The sequence below is a fragment of the Burkholderia sp. MSMB1072 genome (genome assembly GCF_001524725.1).
In the GTDB taxonomy this organism is placed as follows: domain Bacteria; phylum Pseudomonadota; class Gammaproteobacteria; order Burkholderiales; family Burkholderiaceae; genus Burkholderia.
On record NZ_LOYC01000064.1, the window covers coordinates 1 to 17,056 of the forward strand.

Consider the following 17,056-nt stretch of genomic DNA (forward strand, 5'->3'; position numbering starts at 1 on the left):
CGAGTTCGATCCCCTCGGCCTCGCTACGTGCGAGACTAGCGACTCTCAAATTGATAAGGGTTTGAGCGGCCGGGGGGGCGCCCGGGGCGGCCGCGCTGCGCGACGTCCGCAGCGCGCCGGACAGGGTAGAGCAGCCGTAACTCCAGCCACCCAAAACCCCGCATCACCAAACAATATCGCAAGACGACCGCGACGTCCCCGCACCGCCGGTAGCCGTGCATTTCGTCCCCGATCCGTTGTCGTAGAACGTCCGCGTCTCCGGTTGCGGCACCGACGGATCGAACGGATTCGGCGCGCCGTGCGGACCGCGAGGCGCATCGTACGGCCGCTGGGGCGCATGCGCACCCGCACTTCCAACTGATCGAGAGCCGGTCGCGCGCAGGTATTCGTTCCAGTGCTGCTCGCGCTGCTCATACCCGGGCACTGCGCGACCCAAACTGTCGCTCCCGCCCGCGCCAAGCGCGACGCGGTTCGGAGCCGAGAGAAAATCGGGTTCGTGTTTAAAAGAAGGCGGCGATGCCACGAGCGCATCGCTTGTCACCCGCAACGGCCGCGTATCCGGTGTATCGAACGGGCTACGTTCGGTGGGGGCGGCGAACTGCACGCGTCGACGGCTCATCCGCGCAGCATGTCCGTCATCCCGAGCAGTCGCACGCCGCTCCGAGCGGAACACATTGGCACCGGCCGATCGATCGGTCAGCGTATCGCGTTCCGAAGCATGGGAAGTCGAAACAGAGAGCGCGCACGCGATCGCGGCGGCGGAACACAGGCGGAAAGGGCAATTCATGGCGATCCAAAGCAGGTGATGTGCATTGAACAAAACGGCAGATCACTGGCTGGCGACGGGGCGACGAGCGGGTGTCGACGCGGCCCTGAGGCGATTGCGACGCGCGGCGGGCGCGACTTGCACGAAGGCTGGCTGGATTGCGGAAGCGAGTTCGCATTATTTCACGGATATATCAAAAAGCTTTCAATATGTTTGGTTTTTCCGCTAAACGGAAATTTTTCCCGCCTCGCGTAGCGCCCCGTCCTGGTGCGCACGCTCACAATCATCAGTCGATTGATTTCCAACATCCGGGCCGTCGGTAGCTCGAAAAATGCGCCGGCGCGACCTCCCCATCGCCGAACACCCCGCCCAGCAAGGAATCCGCCCCGATCCCCGTGCCGAATAGCAACCCGATTGCACTCGAAGCAAACGTTCCCGCCTCGCCGAGGTTGCGCTCCCATCGCCACCCACCCATCTCAAAAACGTACGTGTTTTCCCTCAATCGACAGGCATTTTTGACAGACGATTGAAAAACGCCCATATAATTTCGGCTGCCTTGCCAACAGCTGTCGGACCATCCCTCCGAGCCAGCGATTTGGCAAGCGGGGCAGGCGAAACGCTTGCGCAATGCAAGACGCATCACGATGTCTTTCCGAACCAGACGTCCCCTTCGGGGACTGCAAGAGCCGGGCCCCGCTACGCAACATTCCGCCGGAGTTCCGTCTTCTATGTGTCTCGGGCGTGTCCCATGTCCTCGCCCCGGGTGCTGTTCGATTGCGCAAGTCATGCCGCCTTTGCCCGTATGACTAAACAACATCGAGGAGCTCCCAGATGACGCTGTCCCGTCTTACGTCCATTTCCGTCGCCGCCGTGCTGTTCGCCGCGGGCGCCGCCGCCGCGCAAGCGGAAACCGTGAAGATCGCCATCGCTGGTCCGATGAGCGGCTCGGTCGCCCAATACGGCGACATGGTGAAGGCCGGCGCGCTGACCGCGATCGAACAGATCAACGCGGCAGGCGGTGCGGGCGGCAACAAGTTCGAAGTCGTGCTGATGGACGACGCGTGCGAACCGAAGCAGGCCGTCGCCGTCGCCAACAAGATCGTCAGCCAGAAGATCAAGTACGTGATCGGCCACGTGTGCTCGGGTTCGACGATTCCCGCGTCGGACATCTACGAGAACGAAGGCATCGTGATGGTCACGCCGTCGGCCACCGCGCCGCAGCTGACCGAAGGCAAGAAGCGCCACTTCATCTTCCGCACGATCGGCCGCGACGACCAGCAAGGCCCGGCCGCCGCGCACTACATCATCAACAACGTGAAGCCGAAGAAGGTCGCGGTCCTGCACGACAAGCAGTCGTACGGCCAGGGCATCGCGTCGTCGGTGAAGAAGGACCTCGAAGCCGCGAAGATCCCGGTCGTGCTGTTCGAAGGCATCAACGCCGGCGATTCGGACTACTCGGCGATCATCACGAAGCTGAAGTCGCAAGGCGTCGATTTCGTCTACTTCGGCGGCTACCACCCGGAAATGGGCCTGTTGATGCGCCAGGCGCGCGAGCAGGGCGTGAAGGCGACGTTCATGGGGCCTGAAGGTGTGGGCAACAAGGACGTGACGGCGATTGCCGGCCCGGCTTCGGAAGGCATGCTGGTCACGCTGCCGGCCGACTTCTCGGCCGATCCGGCCAACGCGGCGCTCGTGAAGGCGTTCGCGGACAAGAAGCGCGATCCGAACGGCCCGTTCCAGATGCCGTCGTACGCCGCGGTGAAGATCATCGCCGACGCGATCGCGGGTGCGAAGACGACGGATCCGACCAAGGTCGCCGCGTACATGCACAAGACGACGTTCGACACGCCGATCGGCAAGGTCGCGTATGACGCACAGGGCGACCTGAAGGCGTTCAAGTTCGTCGTCTACACGTGGCACAAGGACGCGACGAAGACCGCCGCCAAGTAATACGGAGTACCCGCCCCGCACACGCGCTCTGCCCGTCACCCGGGCGGAGCGCGTGCGCATTTGGCCGTTCCGCGGCCAACGGGCGGCCCGAGACGACACCGTGCGTTGCGCGCGGCCGACCGCCGTGATCCGGCGCAGGCATGCGACACAGCGCCAACGGGAGCTTCCCGCACATGACTGACTTCTTTCCTCAATTCGCCCAGCAACTGGTCAACGGCCTGACGCTGGGTGCGATCTATGCGTTGATCGCCATCGGCTATTCGATGGTCTACGGCATCATCGGCATGATCAACTTCGCCCACGGCGAGATCTACATGATCGGCGCGTACGTGGGCCTCGTGACCCTGACGGCCATCGGCATCTCCGCCGGCTATCCGTTGCCGCTCGTGCTCGGCGCCGCGCTGATCGTGTCGGTGATCGTCACGGGCCTGTACGGCTTCGCGGTCGAGCGCGTCGCGTATCGGCCGCTGCGCGGCGGCCCGCGGCTCGTGCCGCTGATCTCGGCGATCGGCATGTCGATCTTTCTGCAGAACTACGTGCAGATCGGCCAGGGCGCGCGCGACGTGTCCGTGCCGGTGCTGATCTCCGGCGCGTTCGACATCCATCTCGGCGGCGACTACGACGTGACGATCCCGTATGCGCGTCTGTTGATCGTCTGCGTGACGCTCGTGCTGATGATCGCGCTCACGCTGTTCATCTCGCATTCGCGGATGGGCCGTGCGTGCCGTGCGTGCGCCGAGGACATGAAGATGGCGAACCTGCTCGGCATCGACACGAACCGTGTGATCTCGTTCACGTTCGTGCTCGGCGCGATGCTGGCGGCCGTCGGCGGCGTGCTGATCGGGCTGACGATCGGCAAGCTGAATCCGTATATCGGCTTCGTCGCGGGCATCAAGGCGTTCACCGCCGCGGTGCTCGGCGGGATCGGCAGCATCCCCGGCGCGATGCTCGGCGGCGTGCTGCTGGGCCTGGCCGAAACCTTCGCCGCGGGCTACATGCCGGCCGAGTACAAGGACGTGGTTGCGTTCGGCCTGCTCGTGCTGATCCTGCTCTTCCGCCCGACCGGCCTGCTCGGCAAGTCGGACATCGAAAAGGTTTGAGGGAGACGCAGATGAGTCAAGTCATTTCCGTTCGCCGCCCGGCTGCCGATGCTTCGATCGGCCAGGCGTTGAAGAATGCGGTGGCTGCCGCGATCCTGACGGCGATCCTCACGATTCCGGTGCTCGGGCTGCAACTGAAGCTCGACGGCTACCAGGTCGTGCTGACGCCGCACTGGCGCCCGGTGTGGATCGCCGTTGCGGCGGTATTCCTGTTCCAGTTGTTCAAGCCGTGGCTGATGCGCGCGAAAGCGGCCGTGAAGCTGCCGGCGGCGCCTGCGATGGGCGCGCGGCAGCAGCGCGCGATCATCTGGGTGCTGCTCGCGGTGGGGCTCGTGTGGCCGTTCTTCGGCTCGCGCGGCGCGGTGGACGTCGCGACGCTCGCGCTGATCTACGTGATTCTCGGCCTCGGGCTGAACATCGTGGTCGGTTTCGCGGGGCTGCTCGATCTCGGCTATGTCGGGTTCTATGCGGTCGGCGGCTATACGTACGCGATGCTGAACCAGTATTTCGGGCTGTCGTTCTGGGAGTGTCTGCCGATCGCGGCGATCGCCGCGGCGACGTTCGGCTTCCTGCTCGGCTTCCCGGTGCTGCGCCTGCGCGGCGACTATCTCGCGATCGTCACGCTCGGCTTCGGCGAAATCATTCGCCTGCTCGCGAACAACCTGACGAGCCTCACCGGCGGCCCGGACGGCATCTCGAGCATTCCGAAGCCGACGGTGTTCGGCTTCGAGATGGCGCGCTCGGCGAGCGTCGAAGGTGCGAAGACCTTCCATGAACTGATCGGGCTGGAATACAGCGGCGAGCACATGGTGATCTTCCTGTACCTGATCGCGCTGCTGCTGGTGGGCTTCACGCTGTTCGTGACGAGCCGCCTGATCCGCATGCCGATGGGGCGCGCGTGGGAAGCGCTGCGCGACGACGAGATCGCATGCCGTTCGCTGGGTCTCAACCCGACGCGCATCAAGCTGTCGGCGTTCACGCTCGGCGCGGCGTTCGCGGGGATCGGCGGCGCGTTCTTCGCGGCGCGTCAGGGCCTCGTGAATCCTGAATCGTTCACCTTCATCGAATCGGCGCTGATCCTCGCGATCGTCGTGCTCGGCGGGATGGGCTCGCAGCTCGGCGTGATTCTCGCGGCGATCCTGCTGACCGTGCTGCCGGAAGTCGCGCGCGGGTTCGCCGAGTACCGGATGCTGATCTTCGGCCTGGTGATGGTGTTGATGATGATGTGGCGTCCGCAGGGCCTGCTGCCCGCGAGCCGTCCCCACGTGGAGCTGCCGCAATGAGCGTGAATGCAGAACTGTTGAAGGTCGCCGGGCTGCAGATGCGCTTCGGCGGGTTGCTCGCGGTGGACGGCATCGATTTCGACGTGCGCCGCGACGAGGTGTTCGCGATCATCGGGCCGAACGGCGCGGGCAAAACCACGGTGTTCAACTGCGTCGGCGGCTTCTACAAGCCGACCGGCGGCGACGTCGTGCTCGACGGCCACGCGATCGCCGGGCTGCCGAGCCACAAGATCGCGTTGAAGGGCCTCGTGCGGACGTTCCAGAACATCCGCCTGTTCAAGTCGCTGACCGTCGTCGAGAACCTGCTCGTCGCGCAGCATCGCAAGGTGAAGGCGGGGCTGCTGCACGGCCTGTTCGCGACGCCCGCGTATCGTCACGCCGAGAAGGAAGCGCTCGAACGTGCGGCCGTGTGGCTCGACCGGATGGGGCTGACGTCGGTCGCCAACCGGCCGGCGGGCACGCTGTCGTACGGGCACCAGCGGCGTCTGGAGATCGCGCGCTGCATGATCACCGAGCCGCGCCTGCTGATGCTCGACGAGCCGGCGGCCGGCCTCAACCCGCAGGAAAAGATCGAGCTGCAGCATCTGATCGACAAGCTGCGCCGCGAGTTCGGCGTATCGGTGCTGCTGATCGAACACGACATGAGCCTCGTGATGGGCGTGTCCGACCGCATCCTCGTGATGGAGCACGGCCGGCCGATCGTGATCGGCACGCCGGAAGCGGTCCGCAACGACCCGCGCGTGATCAAGGCGTACCTGGGGGAAGAGTGATGCTGAAGCTGGAACAGGTCCATACGCACTACGGCGCGGTCGAGGCGCTCGCGGGCGTGTCGATCGAGGTGAACAAGGGCGAGATCGTCACGCTGATCGGCAGCAACGGCGCCGGCAAGACGACGCTGATGATGACGGTATGCGGCACGCCGCGCGCATCGTCGGGCCGCGTGCTGTTCGAAGGCAATGACATCACCGCGATGTCGACGCACCAGATCATGCGGCAGGGGATGGCGATCTCGCCGGAAGGGCGGCGCGTGTTCCCGAGCCTGACGGTGCTCGAGAACCTGAAGATGGGCGGCTTCTTCGCGAGTCGCCACGAGATCGACGACGGCATCGAGCACGTGTTCAAGCTGTTTCCGCGCCTGAAGGAACGCGCGGCGCAGCGGGCCGGCACGATGTCGGGCGGCGAGCAGCAGATGCTGGCGATCGGCCGCGCGCTGATGAGCAAGCCGCGTTTGCTGCTGCTCGACGAGCCGACGCTTGGCCTCGCGCCGCTCGTGATCGCGCAGATCTTCGACATCATCCGGACGATCCGCGACGAAGGCGTCACGGTCTTCCTGGTCGAGCAGAACGCGAACAAGGCGCTCGGCGTGGCCGATCGCGGCTACGTGCTCGAAACGGGGCGCGTGGTGCTGGCTGACACGGGCGCGAACCTGCTCGCGAACGACCGGATCAAGCAGGCGTATCTCGGCGGTTGACGAGAGAAAGCCGCCGGCCTGCAACGGGCCGGCAGCAGTTTTGCGGGACTGTTCGCGTTCGTTTGCAAGGCCGGTTCCCGGCCTTGTCTTCCCTATCCGATCCTGAACGTGCTTTTCAGCACGTCGCGCAGATGCAGCGCGGCGCGATTGCTGTCGTCCGTCAGCACCGTGACGAGGTGCGGCGGCAGATCGGGCAGCGCGATTCCGGCGATGTGGCTCGTCAGGTTGCCCGACACGCGCTCATGCTCGATCAGGCCGACCGCGAGGCCGTTCGCGATGCACGCTTCCACCGCCGGCGAACTGGCGCTTTCGAGCAGCATCCGGTGCGCGATCTTCGCCTTCTTCAGCGCACGCAATGCGGTGTCGCGGTACGGGCAGCCCGGCAGTTGCACCGCGATCGGCAGCGGTGTGTCGGGATTGAACTTGAACGTGCGCGCCGCTACCCACACCGGATGGGTCTTGCCGAGCAGCTCGGCGTGCGGCGGCGCTTTCGGTACCACGGCGATCGTGATGTCGAGCTGGCCGCGCGCGAACAGCTGCTGCAACTCGTCGCTGGAGCGCGCTTCGACCGTCAGTTCGAGCAGCGGCCGGTCGGCGGCGAAGCGCGGCAGGAATTCCGCCATGAAGTGCGCCGCGTAGGAATCGGGGATGCCGAGCCGCAGCTTGCCGGTCAGCATCTGCGGCGACAGCGATTCGACGAGCCGGTCGTGGCTCAGCAGAAACTCGGTGGTGTCGCTCAGCAGCTTGTGGCCGAACTGCGTAAGTTCGACCGCCTGGTTGTTCCGCGTGAATAGCCGCTGCGCGACCATCTCCTCCAGCTTCTGAATCTGCGCGGTGACGGACGACGGGCTGCGGTTCACATGAACGGCCGCATCCTTGAAGCGGCCAAGCTTCGCGACGGCGTGGAAGGTACGCAGCAGGTCGACGTCCAAGGTACGTGGCATGATTTGGTTTTTCCGAATCGATGATTCAGATAATGTCGATTGACGGAATTATTGAGCAACCCATATTCTCGGGTCAACGGCTCGAACCGATTCGCCCGGCGGACCTGCGACCCGCGCCGGTCTCCTGCCACCTTCCGAGAATCGTCGCTCCATGCAGCTATTCCTGCTTCAACTCGTTTTCGTCTTGTCGTGGAGTTCCGGATTCATCGGCGCCAAGCTCGGCGCGGAGACGGCCGGCGCGTTCAACCTGCTGTTCTGGCGGTTCCTGCTCGTCACGCTGTGCGTCGCGATCGTCGTCAATCGGCGGATCGGGCGTCTGACGCTCGAAAAAATCCGCTATCACGCGGTGATCGGCTTCCTGTCGCAGTTTCTCTATCTGGCCTGCGTGTACGTTGCGATCCAGCATGGGCTGCCACCGGGCATCGCGGCGATCGTCGCGGCGTTGCAGCCGCTCATCACGGCGGCGATGGCGTCGTTCGGCGGCAGCGAACGCAGCGGAGCGCGCCAGTGGGCCGGGCTCGTGGTCGGGTTCGTCGGCGTGGGTATCGTGATCGGCGGGCAATACGCGCTGCCGGCCGGGGCGGTCGGGATCGTGATGTACCTGCTGCCGCTGGTGTCCGCGTTCGGCTTGTCGATCGCGACGATCTATCAGCGCCGCCGCGCGTTGACCGACGTGCGCAGTAACGAGGACGGGTTGATCCTGCCGTTGTTCGTGCAGGGCTGCGTGAGCCTCGTGCTGTTCGCGGCGGGCGGGATCGTCACGGGCGACCTGCACGTGCCGACGCAGCCGAACGTGTGGGTGTCGGTCGTGTGGCTCACGGTGTTCTCGACGTTCGTCGCTTATCTGTCGTTGTGGGCGCTGCTCAGGCGGATGCCGGCGACGCGCGTGGCGACGCTCGTCTATCTCGAACCACCGGTGACGCTGATGTGGGCCGCGTGGATGTTCGGCGACCGGATCGAGGTGACGACCTATGTCGGTATCGTCGTCGTCGCGCTCGGCGTCTGGCTGGCCGGCAAGCACGGCGCACGGCCGCGCTGCGCGGACATGAAGACGCCCGGCCGCCGACGTGCTGGTCGCGCGCGTGATTCCAGTGTAGCTTCGCGAGACTGCCCGAATCGTGAAGGAATCCGATGAAAGTCAAACGAATCGTCGCCAACGTCGACACGCGATCCGTCGACGACGCCAAGCGCTTCTATCAGCACATTTTCGGCCTCGACCTGCTGATGGACCACGGCTGGATCGCGACCTACGGCAATGCCGAGCAGATGGACGTGCAGATCAGCTTCGCGTCGCAGGGCGGGTCGGGCACGCCGACGCCCGATCTGTCGATCGAGGTCGATGACCTCGACGAAGCGCTCGCGCGCATTCAGGCTGCCGGCATTCCGGTCGAATACGGCCCGGCCGACGAGCCATGGGGTGTGCGGCGCTTCTACGTGCGCGACCCGTTCGGCAAGCTCGTCAACGTGCTCGCGCATCGCTGAGCGGCGGTGGCGTGCGGCGGCCGGCGGCCGGCGGGCGGGGCACGCCGGCGTTCACGCATGCAACGCCAGCCCCTTCACCGCCTTGTCGACGGCCTTCTTCGGCCCGTGCAACGCCAGGCCGACGAGATCGGGATGCTCCGCGTCCTCGGCGCGAAACGCCGCGCGGTTGGCCGCATCGTGCCCGGTCGAAAACATCGCCCGCACGTAGGGCACGATCGTGAGCTCGCGCGACAGCGCCTGACGGTGCGCGGCCTGCAATCCGTTCAAATCGGCGGCGAACACCAGCATCGGCTGGCCGAGCATCCGGCCGTAGCGGCGCCCGGCCGCATCCTCGTAAGGCTCGCCCAGTGCTTGGGGCGCGCCGGCCGCGACGCCCGTCGCGAGAAACGCGACCACGTTGAGTTTTTGCCACGCGGCGAGATCGTCGCGCACGATCAGCGCTACTTTGGTATCGAACATGCTTGCTCCCGGTTGGAGCGTCGATGATCGGACATCGTGCGCAATCAGTCTGGAACGTTTGTGCAGAGTTGCCGGTACGCGGCCGGCGTGATCCGGTATGCGCGGCGGAACCAGCGGCCGAGGTGGCTCTGATCGGCGAAGCCGACGTCGACGGCCGCCTGCGCGGGCGTGCGGCCGGCCGCCAGTAGTTTTCGTGCGGCACGCAGCCGCAAGCGCACGAGGTACGCGTGCGGCGACGTGCCGAACGCGCGCTGGAACATCCGCGTCAGCCGGAACCGGTCGATGCCGGCGACGCTCGCGAGTTCGTCGAGGCCGATGTTGCCGTCCATGTGTTCGTGCAGCAGGTCGCGCACGCGCGCGATCGCGGGCGGCACGACGCTGCTCTCCAGCGCGAGCGGGCTGCCCAGCTGGCTGCCGAGGCGCATCAGCAGGCGGTCGAGCGTCTGGTCGCGCGCAAGCCGGCCTTCGTTGTCGTGGATCGCGAAGAAGGCGTTCCGGATCGCGTCGACGAGGCCGCGATCGTCGACGAGCGTATGGCAGAACGTGGCTTCGACGCTGCCGAGGCCCGGCAGGTCCAGCCGGCGCGCGGCGCGCTCGACCCACGCCTGCGGCAGGTACAGCATCCCGTACGTGAAGCCGCCGGCTTCGGGCGCGTGGCCGTCGTGCATCGCGCCCGGCTCGATCAGGATCGCGCGGCCCGGCACGCTGGTATGCAGCGAACGGCGACACTGGAAGCGTTGCACGCCCTGTTCGGTGAAGCCGACCAGCATATCGTCGTGATCGTGCGCATCGTACGCATGGCCGTTGAAATGGGCGTGCAGGCTTTCGATGCCGGTTTCCGCATCGCGGCGCGCGACGAGCCAGTGGTCGGTCGTGCCGACGGTCTTTGCGTCGGTCGTCATCGCGCGCCTCGCACATCGTCGTGGCGTGACGAAACGAGGTGACAGGCGGCAGGACAGGGAAGGCGGGTGCGGCTCATGGTTCGTGCGCCGCCTGTTCTGCCTGTTCGTCGCGCGCGTATTGCGCGGGCGGCCGGCCGACGTGCCGCGCGAACGCGACGCTGAAGGTGCTCGCGGAACTGTAGCCGACGCGCGCCGCGATCTCGGCGATGCGGCCTTCGTTGCGGCGCAGCAGGTCTTTCGCGAGCGCCATGCGCCACGTCAGCAGGTATTCCATCGGCGCGACGCCGACCGCACGGCTGAAACGCTCGAAGAAGGTCGAGCGCGACAGTGCCGCTTCCTTCGCCAGCTCGACGATCGTCCACGGATGCGACGGGCGCGCATGCATGGCGCGGATGGCGGCCGCGAGGCGGCTGTCGGCGAGCCCGCGCACGAGGCCCGGCGATGCGTGCGTGCCGGCCGTGAATCGCAACGCCTCGATCAGCAGCACTTCCATCAGCCGCGACAGCACGATCTCGCGCGCGGGCCGCTGCGCGCGCGATTCGTCGCGCACCAGTTGCACGAGCGTGGTCAGCCGCGGATCGCCGCGCACGTGCACGAATCGCGGCAGGAGTGACACCAGCAATGCCGCGTCGGGCGAACCGAAGCTGCAGTTGCCCAGCATCATGCGCGTGTCGACCGGGTTGCCGGGATCGCCCACCCGGTATTCGCCGGTGTCGAGCGCCATCGGCGGTGCGGATTCGACGCCCGGCGGCGGCGGTTCGAGGCTCGATGTCGCGATGCCGTACGCCGCCGGAATCAGCACGAAATCGCCGGCCCGCAATTCGATCGGCGCGTGCCCGTCGATCTCGATCCGGCAACCGCCGTCGAGAACGACGCAATAGAACGGCTCGCCGGCGACCGTGCGACGCACGAGCCATGGGCTCGCACCGTGAACGGACTTGGAGTACCGCGCAGCCGGTTGCAGCAGCGTCACGACTTCGGTCAGCGGGTCGATCATCGCCGGACTCTCGCAAAAGAAAAGCGGATTTTCGATTGTAGCGAATACGGCTGCGGCCATCTATCGTACGGACACGTGCTCAACACATCCCAGGAGTTCGCATGAAGACCGTACTGATCACCGGCTGTTCTTCCGGCTTCGGCCTCGAAATCGCGCGCCATTTCCTGGCGCGCGACTGGCAGGTCGTCGCGACGATGCGCACGCCGCGCGGGGACGTGCTGCCGCCGTCGGAGCGCTTGCGCGTGCTGCCGCTCGACGTGACGAACGCGGACAGCATTCACGCGGCGATCGATGCCGCCGGCCCGATCGACGTGCTCGTCAACAACGCGGGCTTCGGCGCGGCCGCACCGGCCGAACTCACGCCGCTCGACACGGTGCGCGCGCTGTTCGACACCAACACGATCGGCACGATCGCGGTGACGCAGGCCGTGCTGCCGCAATTTCGCACGCGCGGCGCCGGCGTGATCGTGAACGTCACGTCGAGCGTCACGCTGAAGGTGCTGCCGCTGGTCAGCGCGTATCGCGCAAGCAAGGCGGCCGTGAATGCGTTCACCGAATCGCTGGCGGTCGAGCTCGCACCGTTCGGCGTGCGCACGCATCTCGTGCTGCCGGGCCGCGCGCCCGGCACGCGTTTCGCCGACAACGCACGGGCCAACATGCATGGCTTCGAGCACGAAGCGTACGCGGACTTCGTCGGCAAGGCCGTGGCGCGGATGCTCGATGCATCGGGGCCGATCACCCATGCGCAGGACGTTGCCGAAGCCGTGTGGCGCGCGGCGACCGATCCGTCGAGCCCGATGCGTATCCCTGCCGGCACCGATGCCGAAGCTTGGGCCGCCGAAGCCCGCTGATCGATACGGAATGCGAAGCATGAGCGCGCCGTGCCGGTCGGTCGAACCGGCGCGACGGATCGCGCGGGAACGGGGCTGTCGCGTGCCGTTACAGCGCGCGCGTAATCGCCTGCTCCAGCAGCGACAGGCCGAGATCGATCTCGTCGTCGCTGACGGTCAGCGGCGGCGCGATCCGGAACACGCCGCCCATGCCGGGCAACTGCACGATGTTCATGCTGAGCCCGAGGTTCATGCACGCGCGCGTGATCTTCGCGCCGAGCCCGTCCGCCGGCTCCTTGGTGCGGCGATCCTTGACGATTTCGACGCCGAGCAGTAGCCCGCGCCCACGCACGTCGCCGATGCAGTCGAAGCGTTCCATCAGGTCGAGCAGGCCGCGCCGCAGCCGCTCGCCCATCACGTTCGCGCGCGCGACGAGGCCGTCGCGCTGCACGACGTCGAGCACGCGCAGGCCGACGGCTGCCGGCAGCGGGTCGGACACGTGCGTCGTATAGAACAGATAGCCGAGTTCGTGCGCGCGTTCCTCGAGGGCCGCGGACGTCACGAGGGCTGCGAGCGGCAGCCCCGCGCCGAGCGTCTTCGATAGCGTCAGGATGTCGGGCGTCACGCCGTCGCGCTGGCACGCGAACATCGTGCCGGTGCGACCGACGCCCGTTTGCGCTTCGTCGAGGATCAGCAGCATGCCGCGTTCCTCGCACTTGCGCTTGAGCGCAGCCATATAGCCTTCCGGCAATTCGATGATCCCGCCCGAACTGAGGATCGGCTCCGCGATGAACGCGGCGAGGTTGCCGCTCGACTGGCGATCGATCAGGTCGAACGCGTAGTCGAGTTCGGCGAGCGGGTCGTAGGCGCCGTTGCGCTCGAAGCGCGGCCGGTACGCGAACGGCGCCGGAATCGCGAACGAGCCGACCGACGCCGGGCCGACGCCCTTGCGGCCGGCGCTGTACGTGGCCGATGCGGCGGCGCCCGTCATCCCGTGCCACGACTGCGCGAACCCGACGATCTCGTACTTGCCGGTGACGAGCTTCGCCATCCGGATCGCCGCCTCGTTCGATTCCGCGCCGGTGCTGAGCAGCAGCGCGCGGTCGAGCCCGGCGGGCGTGATGTCGGCCAAGCGGGTCGCGAGATCGACGACCGGCCGCGACAGCATGCCGCTGAACAGGTGGTCGAGCTTGCCCGCGTATTCGCCGATCACGGACACGATCTCCGGATGGCTGTGGCCGAGCACCGCGCTCATCTGGCCCGACGTGAAATCGAGGATCGCGCGGCCGTCGGCGTCGTAGACGAAGCTGCCTTTCGCGCGCTCGACGATCATCGGCTCGAACGTGCCGCCGTAGCGGACCAGGTGCTGCCTGGCGTTGCGCCAGAAGGTTGCGTCGTCGTTCAGGGACATCGGGCGGCTCCGGGCAAAAGGGCGGGGATCGCTTGCAGTCTAGGCGCGCGTCTGGTTTGATGGAAACGAATAGTTCTAATGCAAGCTAGAAAGGGAGCTAATACCTTGGCGCTTTCGCTCGAAATCGACCTGCTGCGCTCGTTCGTCGCGATCGCCGAGGTGCGCGCGTTGAGCCGCGCGGCCGCGCGGGTCGGCCGCACGCAATCCGCGCTCAGCCAGCAGATGAAGCGGCTCGAAGCGGCCGTCGATCAGCCGCTGTTCCAGCGCACCGGCCGCGGCGTGGTGCTGACGCATCCGGGCGAACGGCTGCTCGTGCACGCGCAGCGCATCCTGCGGCTGCACGACGAGGCGATGGCCGACCTGTGCGGCACGGGGTTGTCTGGGACCATCCGGTTCGGCTGCCCGGACGATTACGCCGAGGTGTGGCTGCCGTCGCTGCTGCGGCAGTTTTCGAGCCAGCATCCGCAGGCGATCGTCGAAGTCGTCTGCGCGCCCACGCCGCGGCTCGTCGAACACCTGGAGAAGCGTGCGATCGATCTGGCGATGATTTCCGTGCCGGACGACGGCACGACCGACGACATCGTTCGCCGCGAGCAACTGGTCTGGATCGGCTATCCGGGGCTCGAACCCGCGCATTTCGATCCGCTGCCGCTCGCGCTGTCCGACCGCGACACGCTCGATCATCTCGCGGCCTGCGACGCGTTGAGCCGCGCCGGCCGCGACTATCGCGTCGCGTACGCGAGCAGCAGCCTCGCCGGGCTGATCGCGCTCGTGCGCTCGGGGCAGGCGTTCGCGGTGATGACGCAGACGGCGGTGCCGGCCGACCTCGCGATCGTCAACGGCGATCCGCATTTGCCGCCGTTGCCGGCCGTGGGCATCACGCTGAGGTTCGACCGGAAGCGGCCGTCGCACCTGACGGCAGCATTCGCCGACCATATCCGGCAAACGCTGCCGTTGCTGTGACGGGCGACGCGAATCAGTCGACCATCGACGAGGCCGACACCTGCCTGGAGCCGGGCATCTCCGCCGTCGCATCGCGTACGCGGATCGCCGCCTGCATGCCCGACAGCTTCAGTTCGGTTTCCTGATATTCACCGGTCGGTTCGGGCCGCCGACGATACCGCGATTGTCGTCGGGCGTCGCATCACGCGCGGCTCGAGCGCCGCGCCGCCAGCACTGCGATGACGAGCAGCACCGCGACATAGGCGGCGACGCTCGTCCATGCGCCGCGTTGCCAGAACGCGCCGCCGACCGAGCCGAGCACGCTCGACCCGACATAGTAGGCGAGCAGATACAGCGAGGCCGCATGCCCTTTCGCGGCGCCTGCGAGCGCGCCGACCCAGCCGCTCGCGACCGAATGGGCGACGAAGAAGCCGATCGTCACGAGCACGATGCCGACGACGATCGCGGCGAGCGAGTGCGACAGCGTCAGTGCGAGGCCCACCGCGAAGACGACGATGCCGCTGACCAGGACCGGCCCCCGCCCGAGACGATCGGCAAGCGCGCCGGCGCTCGATGACGACACCATCCCGAACAGGTACGCGCCGAAGATCAGCCCGCATGCGGTCGGGCTCAGGTTGAACGGCGCCGCCATGAGCCGGAATCCGGCGTAGTTGTAGATCGTCACGAACGCGCCCATCATCAGGAAGCCGATCGCGAACACGAACGGCAGGCGTGCATGACGCAGTTGCGCGTGCCACAGCCGCAGGTGGTGACGCAGCGTCAGGTCGGTGCGCTTCACGAAGCGTCGCGAGGCCGGCAGCAGCATCACGAACGCGAGCGCCGCGAGCAGGTCGACGACGCCGATCGACAGCATCGCCGTTCGCCACGAGAAGTGCTCCTCGAGCGCGCTCATCCCGATCCGTCCGATCATGCCGCCGAACGCGGTGCCGCCGACGTAGAGCCCCATCGAGAGGCCGAGCCCGTCGGCGGCGATTTCTTCCGCGAGATAGGCCATCGCCACCGCCGGCACGCCGCCCAGCGCGAAGCCTTCGAGCGCACGCCAGACGAGCAGCAGGTGCCAGTTCGGCGACAGCGCGGCGAGCAGGTTGAACACCGCGGCCAGCGTCATCGACACGAACATCAGCCCGCGCCGCCCGACCCGTTCGGACAGCGCGCCGGCACACAGGATCGACACCGCGAGCATCCCGGTCGACAGCGACAGCGAGAGCGAACTCGACGCCGCGCCGACGTCGAACTCGCGTGCGAACGCGGGAAGCAGCGGCTGCACGCAGTACAGCAGCGAGAAAGTGGCAAAGCCGGCGAGGAAAAGCGCGAGCGCGATGCGCTTGTACGCGGCCGAGCGCGGGGACACGCCGGCCGGCAGCGCATCGGGTGCGGATGGTTGCGTGCCGGGCATGGATCGGGAAATCGAAGCGGAGGACATGAGGGCACTCGATGTGCGACGGAATACACGAATTCTTGCGCACGGTCATGTATATGTCCAATATATGAAATGAACCGCAGCAATATGTTTTAACACTGGCTGACAGGCCAGCCCAACTCACCGCGAGGTCACGTCACGCATGGAACTCCGGCATCTGCGCTACTTTCTGGCCGTCGCGGCCGCGTCGAATTTCACGAAGGCCGCCGAAACGCTCGGCATCGGCCAGCCGCCGTTGAGCCAGCAGATCAAGGTGCTCGAGAGCGAACTCGGCGTGGAGCTGTTCAAACGCACCGCGCGCGGCGCCGAGCTGACGCTGGCGGGCGAGGTCTTCGCGGAGGAGGCGCGCCGCGTGCTGGAAGATGCCGAGCGAGCGGCGCGGGCGGCCAGGCGCGCCGCACGCGGGGAAACCGGCCATTTGCGGGTGGGCTTCACCGGCACGGCCGCGTTCAATCCGAAAGTGTCCGATCTGATTCGCCGTTTTCGCGAGGCGTATCCGGATGCGGAGCTGACGTTGCAGGAAGCGACCTCGGGCGTGCTGCTGGAGGCGCTGGAGGCCGGGCGTCTCGACGTCGCGATCGTGCGGCCCGAGCGTCGCGTCGCCGCGGCGCTGCGGGTATCCGACTGGGACGAGGAGCCGATGTTCGTCGCGCTGCCCGTCGCGCATCGGCTGGCGCCGCGCCGGCGCATCGATCTTGCCGAGCTGGCCGACGAGTCGTTCGTGCAGGTGCCGCGCGCGGCCGGCGCCGCGCTGTTCGACGACATCGTCGCCGCGTGCCAGGCCGCCGGGTTCGAGCCGCGCATGGGGCAACCGGCGCCGCAGATCGCGTCCGCGGTGACGCTGGTGGCGGCCGGGCTCGGCGTGTCGGTCGTGCCGAAAGCGATTACGCAGGTGCAGGTGCCCGGGGTCGTGTACCGGCCGTTCGCCGGTAACCGGTTTCGCGCCAGGCTCGCCATCGCGTCGCGCTGCGACGAGCCGTCGGCGGTGGTGCGCAATTTTCTGTTGCTCGCGTAGCCGGCAACAAAAAACCCGCGAAGCCATATGCTGTCGCGGGTTTCAGATCATGCTCGGAATGCG

At 66.9% G+C, this 17,056-nt stretch carries 16 protein-coding genes and 1 pseudogene; 10 read left to right on the forward strand and 7 right to left on the reverse strand.

What is annotated here, in order from left to right; all coding sequences use genetic code 11:
* Positions 1–163: 163 nt before the first annotated feature.
* Positions 164–787, reverse strand: a complete 624-nt coding sequence (locus tag WS89_RS33295) for a hypothetical protein (protein ID WP_156440622.1) — start codon at positions 785–787, stop codon at positions 164–166.
* Between the two features lie 810 nt (positions 788–1,597).
* Here WS89_RS33295 and WS89_RS28080 point away from each other — a divergent pair.
* The 5 genes from WS89_RS28080 to WS89_RS28100 all read left to right on the forward strand — a co-directional run bounded on the left by WS89_RS28080 (position 1,598) and on the right by WS89_RS28100 (position 6,570).
* On the forward strand, positions 1,598–2,716 hold the full coding sequence (locus WS89_RS28080) for a branched-chain amino acid ABC transporter substrate-binding protein (RefSeq protein WP_034204312.1): 1,119 nt from the start codon (positions 1,598–1,600) through the stop codon (positions 2,714–2,716).
* 173 nt (positions 2,717–2,889) lie between these two features.
* A complete protein-coding gene (gene livH / locus WS89_RS28085; protein WP_034204313.1) occupies positions 2,890–3,816 on the forward strand; it encodes a high-affinity branched-chain amino acid ABC transporter permease LivH in 927 nt (308 codons plus the stop codon).
* Positions 3,817–3,827: 11 nt separating this feature from the next.
* On the forward strand, positions 3,828–5,099 hold the full coding sequence (locus tag WS89_RS28090; RefSeq protein ID WP_034204314.1) for a high-affinity branched-chain amino acid ABC transporter permease LivM: 1,272 nt from the start codon (positions 3,828–3,830) through the stop codon (positions 5,097–5,099).
* Positions 5,096–5,869, forward strand: coding sequence for a high-affinity branched-chain amino acid ABC transporter ATP-binding protein LivG (livG, locus tag WS89_RS28095; protein WP_059502395.1), 774 nt, complete (start codon positions 5,096–5,098; stop codon positions 5,867–5,869). Before WS89_RS28090 ends, livG begins: the two co-directional genes overlap by 4 nt.
* Complete coding sequence (locus tag WS89_RS28100; protein ID WP_006484776.1) at positions 5,869–6,570, forward strand: ABC transporter ATP-binding protein; 702 nt, start codon at positions 5,869–5,871, stop codon at positions 6,568–6,570. The genes livG and WS89_RS28100 overlap by 1 nt, the downstream gene beginning before the upstream one ends.
* A gap of 92 nt (positions 6,571–6,662) precedes the next feature.
* Here WS89_RS28100 and WS89_RS28105 read toward each other — a convergent pair whose 3' ends face one another.
* Positions 6,663–7,514 (reverse strand): LysR family transcriptional regulator, encoded by an 852-nt coding sequence (locus WS89_RS28105; protein ID WP_059795291.1) that lies wholly within the window; start codon positions 7,512–7,514, stop codon positions 6,663–6,665.
* 151 nt (positions 7,515–7,665) lie between these two features.
* Here WS89_RS28105 and WS89_RS28110 point away from each other — a divergent pair.
* Both WS89_RS28110 and WS89_RS28115 read left to right on the forward strand, forming a co-directional pair.
* Positions 7,666–8,577 (forward strand): annotated as a pseudogene (locus tag WS89_RS28110) (DMT family transporter); the annotation flags it as partial.
* A 68-nt stretch (positions 8,578–8,645) separates the two neighbouring features.
* Positions 8,646–8,996, forward strand: coding sequence for a VOC family protein (locus WS89_RS28115; protein ID WP_059502399.1), 351 nt, complete (start codon positions 8,646–8,648; stop codon positions 8,994–8,996).
* A 51-nt stretch (positions 8,997–9,047) separates the two neighbouring features.
* On the opposite strand, the gene WS89_RS28120 is transcribed toward WS89_RS28115, so the two are convergent.
* The 3 genes from WS89_RS28120 to WS89_RS28130 all read right to left on the reverse strand — a co-directional run bounded on the left by WS89_RS28120 (position 9,048) and on the right by WS89_RS28130 (position 11,414).
* Positions 9,048–9,455, reverse strand: coding sequence for a DUF2000 domain-containing protein (locus WS89_RS28120; protein WP_059795294.1), 408 nt, complete (start codon positions 9,453–9,455; stop codon positions 9,048–9,050).
* Positions 9,456–9,499: 44 nt separating this feature from the next.
* Complete coding sequence (locus WS89_RS28125) at positions 9,500–10,357, reverse strand: AraC family transcriptional regulator (RefSeq protein WP_059795297.1); 858 nt, start codon at positions 10,355–10,357, stop codon at positions 9,500–9,502.
* A gap of 73 nt (positions 10,358–10,430) precedes the next feature.
* Complete coding sequence (locus WS89_RS28130; protein ID WP_059795300.1) at positions 10,431–11,414, reverse strand: AraC family transcriptional regulator; 984 nt, start codon at positions 11,412–11,414, stop codon at positions 10,431–10,433.
* A gap of 41 nt (positions 11,415–11,455) precedes the next feature.
* On the opposite strand from WS89_RS28130, the gene WS89_RS28135 reads away from it, so the two are divergent.
* A complete protein-coding gene (locus tag WS89_RS28135) occupies positions 11,456–12,205 on the forward strand; it encodes an SDR family oxidoreductase (protein WP_059795302.1) in 750 nt (249 codons plus the stop codon).
* An 88-nt stretch (positions 12,206–12,293) separates the two neighbouring features.
* Here the strand turns inward: WS89_RS28135 and WS89_RS28140 are convergent, their stop codons facing one another.
* Positions 12,294–13,595, reverse strand: a complete 1,302-nt coding sequence (locus tag WS89_RS28140; RefSeq protein WP_059795305.1) for an aspartate aminotransferase family protein — start codon at positions 13,593–13,595, stop codon at positions 12,294–12,296.
* 78 nt (positions 13,596–13,673) lie between these two features.
* Between WS89_RS28140 and WS89_RS28145 the strand changes: the two genes are divergently transcribed.
* Positions 13,674–14,558 (forward strand): LysR family transcriptional regulator, encoded by an 885-nt coding sequence (locus WS89_RS28145; RefSeq protein ID WP_059795308.1) that lies wholly within the window; start codon positions 13,674–13,676, stop codon positions 14,556–14,558.
* Between the two features lie 181 nt (positions 14,559–14,739).
* Here the strand turns inward: WS89_RS28145 and WS89_RS28150 are convergent, their stop codons facing one another.
* Positions 14,740–15,981, reverse strand: a complete 1,242-nt coding sequence (locus WS89_RS28150; RefSeq protein WP_059795310.1) for an MFS transporter — start codon at positions 15,979–15,981, stop codon at positions 14,740–14,742.
* 139 nt (positions 15,982–16,120) lie between these two features.
* On the opposite strand from WS89_RS28150, the gene WS89_RS28155 reads away from it, so the two are divergent.
* Positions 16,121–16,993 (forward strand): LysR family transcriptional regulator, encoded by an 873-nt coding sequence (locus WS89_RS28155; protein ID WP_059795313.1) that lies wholly within the window; start codon positions 16,121–16,123, stop codon positions 16,991–16,993.
* Positions 16,994–17,056 lie beyond the last annotated feature (63 nt).